Annotated in this window: 9 protein-coding genes and 1 pseudogene; 1 reads left to right on the top strand and 9 read right to left on the bottom strand. The window is 54.7% G+C overall.

Annotated features, from left to right (window positions below; all coding sequences use genetic code 11):
* Positions 1-126: 126 nt before the first annotated feature.
* From GSQ89_RS07775 to GSQ89_RS07750, 6 genes are all read right to left on the bottom strand, one after another.
* Entirely contained in the window at positions 127-1,083 is a 957-nt protein-coding gene (locus GSQ89_RS07775) for a methyltransferase domain-containing protein (protein WP_158923701.1), read from the bottom strand.
* A 121-nt stretch (positions 1,084-1,204) separates the two neighbouring features.
* On the bottom strand, positions 1,205-1,996 hold the full coding sequence (locus GSQ89_RS07770) for a hypothetical protein (RefSeq protein ID WP_158923699.1): 792 nt from the start codon (positions 1,994-1,996) through the stop codon (positions 1,205-1,207).
* A 409-nt stretch (positions 1,997-2,405) separates the two neighbouring features.
* The gene (locus GSQ89_RS07765) at positions 2,406-3,509 is read right to left on the bottom strand and encodes a class I SAM-dependent methyltransferase (RefSeq protein WP_158923697.1); all 1,104 of its coding nucleotides are present in this window, start codon (positions 3,507-3,509) and stop codon (positions 2,406-2,408) included.
* Between the two features lie 447 nt (positions 3,510-3,956).
* A complete protein-coding gene (locus GSQ89_RS07760; protein WP_158923695.1) occupies positions 3,957-5,018 on the bottom strand; it encodes a DUF563 domain-containing protein in 1,062 nt (353 codons plus the stop codon).
* A 483-nt stretch (positions 5,019-5,501) separates the two neighbouring features.
* The gene (locus GSQ89_RS07755) at positions 5,502-6,857 is read right to left on the bottom strand and encodes a hypothetical protein (RefSeq protein WP_158923693.1); all 1,356 of its coding nucleotides are present in this window, start codon (positions 6,855-6,857) and stop codon (positions 5,502-5,504) included.
* Positions 6,854-8,161 carry an SGNH/GDSL hydrolase family protein gene (locus GSQ89_RS07750; protein WP_158923691.1) on the bottom strand — a complete coding sequence of 436 codons (1,308 nt, stop codon included), beginning with the start codon at positions 8,159-8,161 and terminating at the stop codon, positions 6,854-6,856. The genes GSQ89_RS07755 and GSQ89_RS07750 overlap by 4 nt, the downstream gene beginning before the upstream one ends.
* Positions 8,162-8,402: 241 nt before the next feature.
* Between GSQ89_RS07750 and GSQ89_RS07745 the strand changes: the two genes are divergently transcribed.
* Entirely contained in the window at positions 8,403-9,407 is a 1,005-nt protein-coding gene (locus tag GSQ89_RS07745; protein ID WP_158923689.1) for a lipopolysaccharide assembly protein LapB, read from the top strand.
* A 290-nt stretch (positions 9,408-9,697) separates the two neighbouring features.
* Here GSQ89_RS07745 and GSQ89_RS07740 read toward each other — a convergent pair.
* The 3 genes and pseudogenes from GSQ89_RS07740 to GSQ89_RS39105 form a co-directional block, all read right to left on the bottom strand.
* Positions 9,698-10,661, bottom strand: a pseudogene (locus GSQ89_RS07740) (IS5 family transposase); the annotation flags it as partial.
* A gap of 69 nt (positions 10,662-10,730) precedes the next feature.
* Entirely contained in the window at positions 10,731-11,684 is a 954-nt protein-coding gene (locus GSQ89_RS07735) for a UDP-glucuronic acid decarboxylase family protein (RefSeq protein ID WP_158923687.1), read from the bottom strand.
* 172 nt (positions 11,685-11,856) lie between these two features.
* A partial coding sequence (locus GSQ89_RS39105) for a UDP-glucose/GDP-mannose dehydrogenase family protein (RefSeq protein WP_254073116.1) occupies positions 11,857-12,182 on the bottom strand: 326 nt, incomplete at its 5' end.

The following is a 12,182-nucleotide window of genomic DNA, read 5'->3' as shown; positions in this document are numbered from 1 at the left end:
AAATGCGCGAAGCTTCCAGCTTGGAGTTGCCAACGCCAGAGCGAATGCCGAAGCACGCTACGGTCGTAGCGTGCTCGGTTTTCATTGGTCCCGCGGCCCACCATGAGTTAAACAACCGCACAAAGTTTATTTCATCAAATCGACAAATATATTGCCATCTTTCCAAGTTCTATCGGCGCCAGGCCGCCGGTCCTTAACCGCATAAGGTGAAGATCCTTCATTTTTCTCCGTGAAAATTACTTTACTATAACCGATCGCGTGTGCTAAATCCGAAATAAAGCCTTTGGTAAAGAGAGCAACATGCCCCCATTTGTCGAATTCCTCAAAATAGACACCTTTAATTCCTTTAGTAAATTCTGAGTTCACTCTCATGGATTCGGCAAGGCATGGCGTACTGACTCGATTAAAGCCCCCTGGTTTCAGCACGCGAAACGATTCGGCCAAAAACGCGACCTGGTTTTTCTGTGGTACATGCTCAATAAAATCTTCGCTATAAATGTAGTCAACTGATGCGTCCGCAATCGGCCACAGCTTCTGGGTGAAGTCAAATAAGAAATAGTCTTTCAACTTACCAAATGGCCCAAAAAATACAAAGTTATCGAGGTTTAGAAAACCCTCGATGAGTGTATTGGCACACCCAAAATGAAGGCGAACAGGCGCATTCTGACCGATCAATGATCGAACACGTGATCCCAATGCCTCTGCCCCGTCGCGGCCTTCCCTCACGTAGGCTTCTGCAGCCTCAGGAGACAAGTATTTGAAGGTTTCCCACGCACCGGGAATCTCTCGATTACAAATTACTGAAGGCCGATTTGGCTCAGCACACACAAATTTGTTGTTAAAAAGGTGGAAGGAACTGGGGACCTGTCCCTTGACATATTGGTATCCTGCCAGACAACCGTTCGTTATAGAGACACCGCATTCCCCGGGTGCTGGACGTTCCGCCTCAAGCCTCGCCACTTCATCTGGATGGATATCAACCAACTTTTGTCCCCCAGACGGGGTAAGATTCCGAACTTGCGATAAAGGCTCGCCGTTTTTACCGTATGCAAGCAGATCATAACCCCACGTTACGATATACATTGATCACCTCAGAATCTGCTCGATGTTAAGTGCGCCGTCGATATCCGGACTTGCCATGCGCTTCAGCAGCAAATAGGTCAAAACGATAACGCCATCAACATCCGCGCGTATTGTCCTGCCTCTACATAACACCCAATGTCAAAGGCCAACGGCTGCGCGCCGCACCCTGCCGGATCGGATGATCGAAAATTTGACAAGCATAGAATTTACGCAGATCGAATGTCGGTTTGGGATCAATCTTTCGCAGAATGCTGACCTCATTGAACTCCCGCACGGCCGCGGCCTCACCGCACCAAGCCGAATGTGACAAGCACGAGTCCGAGTCATCGAAGGTTGCCGGGACAACCGGCAGATAGCAGTTCGCCGGCATGTTCAATACCTGGAGAGCACGCTGGGTTGAACTATAAAGGTCGACATCGAAGCTGGAAAACGCAAGCGGAGCGTCGGTGAATTCTCTTTCCAGTTCAGGCATCGCGTCAGCAACGTCATCGATCAGCAATTTAGCAAATGGGGGAAGTTTCGCCCGGAGTATCGCAGGGTCCGGCAGCTTGAAGGCACCGGTGTGCCACAACTCTGGGTGGTCCATGTAGCCGACCAGCGGTGGCAGGCCCACAGCCGAATCGACACCATAGACCCGTATCTCGACCCCGGTTCGACGCATCCAATATTCAGCGATTTTGCAGAGTTCCAGCAACCCATTTCCCTGCCAGACACCAAATTCGACTATGCTGAACCGGTTGACGCCACAATGAATGGCGGTTCGTACACCGTGTGCGACGCCGATCGCGTAATGCCAACGCCCAAGATCGATCTCCCGATGCCGGATAGCTCGGGCGTAGGCATTGCACATCTCGCGCAGGCCGTTCTCGGTCAAGTCGGCGTAGTGAGTGGTCGTATCGTCAGGCGTTGCCATCGTCTGTCCCCCAATGTTCGGTCGTTGTACTCTGCCAGAGCTCGAGCAGCAATGATCCTCTCAATCAAAAGGTTTCTGTTAATATCAGTGTAATGCACGCGCAAATTTTCCGGCGGAGCGAGCATGGCCAGTACCAACAGCGATCACCACTCCGATTGCGTTTGCTGCCTTGAAGGCGTCGCCGTCCTTAACGTTGGCTCCAGGGTATCCTGTCCCGCTTACCGACATGTCTGAGCGGACGCATACTGACCGACGACACGCCGCTGAAGGTGACCTACCTCAATGGCTCATACTCGGTGAGTGTGCAATCGTTCCCGATTTAGGTCGGTCCATCCAACTTCTCCTCTCCCCCAAGCGACGCGCTCGATATTCCTCCTGAAGGGGGCATGCCGAATTCGATAATGTCACGTTAGTTTTTCAGATTCTGGCTAACCCAGATCTGTAGTCCACCAATGGGATTGCCTGACGCCGAAATGATGTCTTCACCATCTGACACTTCCATAAGATCGTCATGTCCCACAAAACGGCAGATTAGACGAACCGAATACTGCTTCTTCAACTCACTTCGTAACCGAACTGTTACACCTGTAATGAGTTTCGATTTCCCACGTGTACCGGCAAACTCACCAGTTTCTGACCAGTCGCTCCACGAGCGGTCAGGGCCGAATACTCGATATTGCAATAGTTCCTGGTCCAAATCAAATTGTAGCCCTTGAAATGCTTGGTTAGATCTGCCGTTGACAAATCCGGTAGTTCCGTAAACGTCACCTCTATCACTAATATGCGCCATTAGACTGACTCTTAAAGATGAATAGAGAACGCCATTCTCAACGAGAGGGTTACCCGGATCATCCATCTTTCTGAGGTGATGCTGATCGGTTAACTGCTTCTTTATTAGGCAAGCTCTACGGTAAAACGCCATAAAATAGATAGACCGCCCGTATGTCCGTAAAAATGGATCTTCAACACTTTTAAGGTCAGTTTGATTGTCAGAAACGCGTAAGTCAAGCCACTTCTTCAAATATTCGACACAACTTATACTCGATATACCCCTAAAATCTCCTTCCATAACTCCATAATTCGTTTGCAAGTCTTCAACAATATAGAGTCCGTTGTCTTTAATGAAGGGAAATAGCGTCCGCAGCGATGTGATCTGGTGTTCCCACAAATGTGCGCCGTCTTCAATGATAATGTCAAATGGCCCATGTTTAGTCGCCAATTGCGTGAGATGTTCGATATTAGACTGATCTAATATTTCGACAGCGACGCGGTCGCGAGCGAATCTTCTAGTTAGCCCATTAATATCTGCACCAACAACAGTCGAATTGGAAAAATATTCCTCCCACATCCGTAAGGATGCTCCATTGAATATCCCAATCTCTAGAATATTTAGTTTTTCTTCTCGTAACGGGGAAAGGAATTGTTCATAAAATCTGAGATAATCATGGTGAGACGACGCTTTGTCAGTGCCATATTTGAGACCTATCTCATCTAAAGACATCCTTTGCGACATTTTCTGGTTCCAATATGATGAGTGACGTGGGTCGAATAAATTGCTTTGGCACTCAACTCAAGCGCTTTTCGCAAATGTGGCGTGAAGGTTTCTGACATAGCCGCACCCGTTGAACCACCTGCTGCTCGCGCGGCGGCGCACCCAAGTTGGGCCCACTTCCATTCTTGCGATCCACACCCAGTCGAACAGCGTTTGCCGATCTATTTCCGAACTGCGCGCGCCGCCCTCCAACACCAAAGCCAGCACCAGGGCGCCGAGCCTACACCTTATCATCAGAGCAGGCCGCCTGCCTGCCTGAGGGGTGGACGCCAGGGGATCGCCATGTTCAGTTCTCGTTGCCCGAGTAGCTCTTCAATCGCATCTACCCGCGTCGCTCCTGATCACAAGGCGAGTCACCACTTCCGGCAGCTGATATAACTCCTCCTCGCCGCATCGCCATCGCCACCGTCATACCAACCTCCTGATCACCCTCAAACATGCCATTAAATCTTTTTCATTAATGCTGAAGCCACTACTCAAGTCACTCGTGTTATTGGTCCCGAAGAGGTATCCGGTCTTGTGGCCTAATACGTCTCCCATGCCGCTCTGAAGAAAGGCTGGGTGCCGGCCTGAACCTCGGATGGCGGTGACTACAAGCCCAGGTGGGCTAAACACTGAAAGATGCAACCCAGACCCATATTCGCCCGCTAAGTGCGACGTCTCTCCCATTAACCGCACTTGTTCGGCAAGCGGCATAAGCTCTGGGCTGACCAATTCAAAGCCATGGTCTTTTGCTAAGGTGTGCCATTTTTCGCGATCGCTCACAGCCCTGATATGGTTTGGCCGAACGATGAAGATCCGCCTACCACGCTGCCTTGGCGAAACATCAAACCTGGCCCGAATTCTGCTCATAAGGTAGTTTGCTGCGTCACGGAATAACGGAGAAAACCGCACGCCATCGTGCATAATGCTTGGTACGATGAGGGTCTCCAGCTTTAGCACTTCGTTGGCGACATCGTTGCGCGTAATCATGTGCTCTGAGATGCCAACAAGGGCGAGAAGGTTTGGCACAAACGATGGAGCGTCGCTCGGAATTATATATTTTATTCTGTCCACATCGAACCCCGCGCGCTCAAGAAGCCAAATCTTAGGGAGGTGTTCTACAAGCCAATGGCCAAAGATATTATATCCTGGCCCAGCAATGAGGGCATGAGGTTCACTTAAGGTAGTGATTTTATCGGCTGTATATTTGTCTAATAGCGTCGCGACATAAGCATCATGTATGTTGGAGTTAGCGCACGTAATTGGGATATCGTTTCTCATCATGAGATATCCGTTTGATACCTGAATTTCTCTGCCGACATGGCATCCAATCTCGCCAACCGATCCATGCCCAAAATAGCATTCAGTTAAATCGGACGACATGGGACCAAATATGAATCGAGGTGGCTCAGGAAGAACATATGAAGAATCTGATATTTTTAGAAATTCGGTATCCGGGACGTCACGAAAAGATAAAAAGTCAGACATTAAATTTTTCTTTCGATGCGTCGTGCGAAAGGTCTGCGATTTTTTGAGCCTGGTCCCGTGTATGTGACTGACTGCGGTTCCGGGCGCGAACAAGTGTTGCAAATCACGCGGACACCTGTTCCGTCCATCGGCTGAATGCACTGGCATTCAATCATCGCCAATCTCCTTATGGGCTTGGTTATATCCCACCCTTGCCGCTCGCTGGGTGTCAAGATCGTTGCCGCTTGGGTTATATAATCCTCGGTAAAGTTGTTCAATCAGCATATCCTAAACAGTCGTCATCAGCATTGACTCCTTCGGTTTCACCGAAGCTCGGCGTGCGCCCCTCGATGCACGCGGCAAGATCTACTTTGCTCCTGGCCCATTTCCCGTGGCATACGTTTAACCCCGCTGGGCCTTTCACCTCGACTTGATTAACGCCTCTCCGGGTGGCTGGCCGACCGTTAGCCAACTCATCCCCCATCTTCTGGACATTTTCCATCTTCAATGTCCAAGCATCCACGTCAAAGCCGAAGGCGACGTGTCCGGCATGTTGTTCAGCACCCAGTCGATGTAATGCGCACCACCAAAGGGCTGAATTATTATGTGATCAAGTGGCAGGCCAGAATTGAGTAACTGCTGCCGATACGTGATGAGACGGGCAATATATTGCGCTTGCGTCTCGCCTTTTATTTGAGCGGCGTCAATGAGTGCGCTCACCCCGACACCCGCCGCAGCAAAGGCGGGAAGTACCGTGTTGAGTGTGCCGGCTACACCGTTTGTTGTGTAGACAGGAACCGGCGGCTTTCGATTCCTGTCGATAACAAAATCTATATCTAGATCGGCATAGGAGACCGGAACACCGACGTGGGTAACAGGATTGATAACCTGCTTGGGAAACTCTTTGAAAAACTGCAAAGCATAGTCAACGAACTGATTATCGGGCCAGTCTGTTGGTCCTTGCTGAAAGTCAAATTGTACAGTGGGATAGAGCTTTAGAATTTGCTCCGCCGTGGGTACCATGAAACTCACAAGTCGAGGTATTGTAAAGCTGCACCGACCCACTCCGTTTGATATCGGCGTATCCATCAGTATGATGTCCACCCGGCCTCCCAAAGCTTTCCACTTCTTGAGAGGATTGATCCCAGCGGTATTAAAATCCCCTCTGGATTGAGAAAAATTTTGAAAAAAAGCCATGCCTTCTGCATTGGCAGCCAGTGGCGTGCCTTTAGGTGGATAATTCTGACCACCTTGGCTGACACAGCCTGAATCCGGGCCGAGCGCAATCAGGCCGTCGTTAAAGGCTATCTTTATGTTGGGATGCGCATTCGACCAGGCCACGATTGTGCTCGCCTTGGGGTTGAAAGAAATCTCGGTGAGATCCAGCACCAGAACCTGGATAGCCGACGGATTCCAACGTGCGCCTGGTTCGAACATGGCGTCGAAATCTCCCTGCAACGCATAACCAGGATGCCATAGACCGACCGTCTTGGGCGGGTTCGAGGCTGTATCTCGGTATGTTGCTTTTCCGGGTACGTCGTGCCTTGCGCTTGTCCGAGGGACCGAGCCTGAAACAGAGTTTGTCGCAGGACTTATGAGTGGACTTGGCGTTTTCGAAGTATCCACATAATCGCCCGTGGCGTCATCCACAATAACGTAAGGATACCATGTGCTGCCATAAAACCAGACCGGAAGAGGACGCTTCGCCTGGCTGCCGGTGGCATTGCTGGGAACTGGCGTCTCATGCCCATTGGCGGATCCGCCGGCGACAAGGCCGGTTTCACCGGGCGTTGCCCCGACCGCCGGATGGACCAAGCCGGCAAGCAGAATGAACAATGCAAACGACCTAAGGGCAATCACGGTAACCCTCCCAACTGTCGTAGCGCCGCGGTCGCAGCTGCGACAACGGCCTCTACCCCTGCGGTATTCGGATGCAGATTATCGTCGCTGTACCCGGGTGCATAATCCCAAGGCGCGTCTGCCGCGAGATGGCCGATAATGGCCGGCGCGTCGATCACCGGCGTGCCCGCCGTACAGCCAGCTGCCAGCAGATTATGCCGCATCGCCTTGAAGATCTCGATCTGCTGGGCATTCCCGTTCAACGATGAACAGGCCGGAATATTCCAAATCAATTCCGTTCCATAGGAAGACAGCGCATCCAGCAGCGCCAGCTTGCGCGCGATCAACATCTCGATGCTAGCGGTCGTGAACCCATCGTTGCGAGAAATCGGCTGCGCGGTCACGACACTCGGCCGCAGGCTCGCCGCATTATTCGTCAACAAAACATCATACACAGCCGTCCCGGTTCCAGCCCAGGCCATGTTACAGAACTCGATGGGCAGACGAGGCGACGACAGGTCGGCGGCTGCTCGCCAGACCGACGCGCTGCAACCATCGTTGCTCGGTCCCGAGGACAGTGAATCACCTATCTGCACGATCTGATAGCCGGGCGTCATCGTCAGATACTGCACCCAAAGCGCTGGGCAGAAGGGGGGCTCGCCCAGCGGGCTCCATCGGCTCCCCTCCGGATGGTCCGCGAAGTCCTTCCCCAATGTGCTGGCGCGCAAGCCGTAGAAGCACCGCCCACGGGCCGCGGTGGGGTCCTGGTTGAAAGCGAGAATCCCCGTCGGGCCGCCGACAAAATCGGTACCACCGAGCGTCACGTAGATGAAAAGCAATGGCGTCGCACTGCCATCCGCGCGGGGGATGGAGGTGCATGGGCAAAAGTCAGACCATGCGATCGTGTACGGCCCAGCCGCGTTGTCCCGGTTCGACGCAACACCCGGAAGTATGTGCGTACGCACGTTCGCCCGGCTGTTGATCGCCGCGACATCGAAACCATTGCCCAGTTCCCAGCCGATCCTCGTCCCAGGAGCCCCGCCGGTTGGCTTGACCGCAGTACCGGGTGTTGTCAGCGCGGTCGCGGCGTCGCTGTAACTGTCCGAGGGATAAACGCTGGCTTTAACGATTGTCTGCGTAAAGCCGTATGGATTTGCAAAGCCAAGCCTGACAGCGTGACAGGGTGCTTCGATCGGAACAATGAACAGCCACGTCGATAGCGCCGGATCATCAACGCCGATCCTGGGCGTCAACGTTCCAGACAGATTTCTGGTCAGCCGATAGCGCCGCGGAGCCAGGGGGCGGGTGCGTAAATGGTTGATCACTGCAGGTTTTCTACCAGAGGCCCTTTCCTATAGGGCATCATCTGTCCGGATTCAATTTATCTAAATCATTGGCTTTTCCGGCGCTCGCACCTAAAATGGGTCGGCTCAGGTTCGGGTTACTTCCATGGCTGGTCTCCTTGAAATTTGGCGAAATTGGCGAGAACGCCGGGAAATCCTGCGTGACCTCCGGCGCCAGCGGGGCGACGCACGCGAATGGGCCTTTTTTAGGTTCCAGGACGCAATGACCGAAGCGCTGGCCGCGCTGGAGATAGATGACGTGCGTCGTGCCGCCGAAATCTGGGCCGAGGCGGTCGAGCGATATCCCAACCAGACCTTGGACTCTCACCTCGCGGTTAATGTTCTGCTCGGTCTGCGCCGCTTCGACGAAGCCGATGCCTTGATGCAGGAGGGTCTCCGCAAAAGCCCTAACGATCAGCGGTGCGCGATAGGTTTGGCTCACGTCGCCCGCGTCAGGGGCGACCATGAATCCGCGGCCGAGCGGTGGGCAAAGGTCCGAAAGCAGTTTCCGAATGTGATGGATGGGTACGCGTTCGGCGTGATGGCATTACGTGGGCTTAATCGCCTGCCGGACGCCGAAGCCCTGACGCGGCAGACGATGGCGCGATTTCCGGACGAGGTTCTTGGATTCATGGAATATGGTCGCCTTGCCGACATCCAGCAGGATTGGGACCAGGCATTAGAGCGATGGACCGTCGTCCTAACCCGCTTCGACCACCTCAGCGGCTATACGGGCGCCGCTCAGGCCATGGTCAAGCTCGGCCGGTACGATGAGGCGGATGCCCTATTGGCGCGGGCCCGTGTTCGTTATCCAATAGACCCGAGTGTCGGTATTGGCCTCGCGATATCCGCGCAAACCAAGGGCGATATCCCGGAAGCGATTTCGCGTTGGAAGTACATGGTGCAACACTTTCCCATGCATATCGTCGCCGTTTTCAATGCAGCCGGCGCGTTGGACAAACTCGGTGCAACAGATGATGCCGAACAGGTGCTTCGCGACGCTGTCGATCACTTTCCTAGGGAACCGCGTCCTATGGCCGAGTTGGGAATGCTCCTGCTGCGTCGCCGCGACTTTTCCGGCGCCGCCAAGGCCTTTGCAACGCTTCGGGACGTCTTTCCTAATAACAAGGAGGCTTACCTTCGCGGCGCCGAAGCTTTGGACCAGGCGGGCCAGCTTGAAGAGGCCGAGCTTTTGCGCAAGGACTATCGCAACCGCTTCGGTGGATGATAGGCGTTGATCGCGGCTAGCTATACGAATGCGATGAGCGGCGCGTCGACGAGCGTCGCTGATGTGCGCCGAGCCCCGGAGTCAGATGACCGACCACATGGTCAATGCAGAGATCACGATCCCTCGCTTAAGGAACCTCTGAATAAGCCGATCCCGGCGGGGGTTGGAGCAACAACGAGCCTCGCCCGACAGTCACGGACTGACCATCCGCGACTTGCTGCATAAACCGGCAACCGAATTCGGCCCGTTCGAGGCTCGACAGACGCACGCCGCATGCACGGCTGCTGTCGGGCACGCAGCAGCAGATGGCGGACAACGAACAAATTGACCAGACCGCAGCTGACCCACAGCCGTTGCGTGTTCTTCGCCAGCCCGCGGTAGCGCACCTTGGCAAAGCCGAACACCCGCTTGATCGCCCCGAACGGGTGCTCGACCTTGGCGCGGACCCCGGATTTCGTGCGGTTCTTGCCGCGTTCCACCCCGTCAACCACGCCGCGGTGACGATAACGCCGGTTGGTGAAGTCCTTGGCATTCGGCGCACACGCACAGATCATCGTCGCCTGACCTCGATAGGCCTGGTCGCCATACACCCGTGTCTCGTTGCCATGCAGCAGATCGCCCAGCACCTTGGCATCATGGACATTCGCGGCTGTAGTCGTCATCGAGTGGATCAGCTTGGTCTTGCTGTCTACGCCGATGTGCAGCATCGGTTCGCTTCGCAACCCGATCCCGAAATACCATCGCTGGCCCTTGCGGGTTTGGTGCGTCTCCGGGTCCCGTGCCTTGGCTTCGTTCTTGGTCGAGCTCGGTGCTGTGATGATGGTGGCATCGGCGATGGTGCCGCCTGCCACCTTCAGCCCCTGGGAGGCAAGGTGTTCGTTCACACGCTCGAACAGGGCTTTGCCGAGATCGTGCCGCTCCAGCAGGTGGCGAAAGTTCAGGATCGTGGTTTCGTCGGGCACCGGTTCGCGGCCGAGGTCGATGCCAACGAAGCGACGCATGGAGGGAGTCATACAAGGCTTCCTCGAACATCGGATCGGATAGGTTGAACCAATGCTGCAGGACGTGCAGCCGCAGCATGCGCTCCAGGTCGACCGGTGGGCCGCCATTGCCGGGCTTGGGATAAAACGGCTCGATCAGCGCACAGAGTTCGCGCCATGGCATGATCTGATCCATCTCGGCCAGGAACTTCGCCCGACGGGTTTGCTTGCTGTGCTTGTCGAAGCTTACGTTTGCCAGGGTCAGTTGCCGCATCTCAGCCAACTCCGCCGTTGCAGCTATCCTCCTACAGATCGATCCGTGGCCGTGTCGAGAACGGCTTGTTCAGAGGTTCCTTAGCAACTGGTCGAAGTAGGCGATCGTTCGGCGCAACCCTTCCTCAAGCGGCACCTTGGGTTCCCATCCAAGTTCGCGCTTCGCCACGGTGATATCCGGACAGCGCTGCATCGGGTCGTCCTGCGGCAGGGGACGATGCACGATTTTCGACTTGGAGTTGATCAGAGCGATCACTCTCTCCGCCAATTCACGCACGGGTATTTCGTGCGGATTGCCGATGTTGATTGGACCGGTGATTTGCGATCCGGTTCCCATCAGGCGGATAAGTCCATCCACCAGGTCATCGACGTAGCAGAAGGCACGCGTCTGCATGCCATCGCCGTAAAGGGTGATATCCTCACCCTTCAAAGCCTGGACAATGAAGTTGGAGACAACCCGGCCGTCGTTGGGATGCATCCGCGGGCCGTAGGTGTTGAAAATTCGCGCCACCTTGATCTGGAGCCTGTGCTGGCGATGGTAGTCGAAAAACAGCGTCTCGGCGCAGCGTTTACCTTCATCATAACACGCACGGGGTCCGAGCGGATTGACATTCCCGCGGTAATCTTCGGTCTGTGGGTGGACGGCCGGGTCGCCATACACCTCGCTGGTGGATGACTGCAGGATCTTGGCACCGACCCGCTTGGCAAGGCCGAGCATGTTGATGGCGCCGATGACGCTGGTTTTGGTGGTCTGCACCGGGTCGAATTGATAATGGACCGGGGACGCTGGGCAGGCGAGGTTGTAGATTTCGTCTACTTCCACAAACAAAGGGAAGGTGACGTCGTGGCGGAACGCCTCGAAATTGTTGTCTCCGAGAAGCTGCGCGATGTTGTCCTTCCGGCCGGTGAAATAGTTATCTACGCAAAGGATATCATTTCCTTCAGCAAGAAGACGCTGGCACAAATGGGAGCCGAGAAAGCCCGCACCACCGGTAATAAGGATACGTTTGCGAATAATGGGCATCGTAAGCCTCTAGCGTGAAATGATCAGCGATCGTGAGGTAGCTACCGTGGTTTAAGAGCCAAGCGCAATACGGAATGTTAGTTTCTGAAAACAGCCGCCCTACGGCGGCAGCGCGCAGATGAGCATGATCACGCGCAGATGCGCATGGATCATTAAATGTGCCATCGTCTATTCACCGAGATCGTCCGACACCGTGATAGTCGAACCCGACCTCCCGCATCGCCACCGGATCATAGACGTTGCGCAAATCGACCATCACCGTGCCGCGCATCGCGTCGCGCAGCCGGATCGGCGCCAGGGCTCGGAATTCGTTCCATTCCGTAATCAGCACCAGGGCATCGGCGTCGGCTACCGCGTCGAGCGCATCGGCGCAGTAGTGCACCGATGCAGGGAGCAGGGGACGGGCCTGCTCCATACCTTCGGGGTCGAACGCGCGGATGACGGCGCCGTCGCCGGCCAGGCGGGACACGATCGCCAGGGACGGCGAATCGCGCATGT

Source organism: Acidisphaera sp. S103 (genome assembly GCF_009765975.1).
Classification (GTDB): domain Bacteria; phylum Pseudomonadota; class Alphaproteobacteria; order Acetobacterales; family Acetobacteraceae; genus Rhodopila.
The sequence above is the reverse complement of the archived record's forward strand: the minus strand, read 5'-3'. Positions and strand labels throughout refer to the sequence as shown.

Excerpts from the sequence above, each read along its gene's own strand:
- GSQ89_RS07770 (WP_158923699.1), bottom strand. The coding sequence starts at position 1,996 with ATGGCAACGCCTGACGATACGACCACTCACTACGCCGACTTGACCGAG.
- GSQ89_RS07775 (WP_158923701.1), bottom strand. The coding sequence starts at position 1,083 with ATGTATATCGTAACGTGGGGTTATGATCTGCTTGCATACGGTAAAAAC.
- GSQ89_RS07765 (WP_158923697.1), bottom strand. The coding sequence starts at position 3,509 with ATGTCGCAAAGGATGTCTTTAGATGAGATAGGTCTCAAATATGGCACT.
- GSQ89_RS07760 (WP_158923695.1), bottom strand. The coding sequence starts at position 5,018 with ATGTCTGACTTTTTATCTTTTCGTGACGTCCCGGATACCGAATTTCTA.
- GSQ89_RS07735 (WP_158923687.1), bottom strand. The coding sequence starts at position 11,684 with ATGCCCATTATTCGCAAACGTATCCTTATTACCGGTGGTGCGGGCTTT.
- GSQ89_RS07745 (WP_158923689.1), top strand. The coding sequence starts at position 8,403 with ATGACCGAAGCGCTGGCCGCGCTGGAGATAGATGACGTGCGTCGTGCC.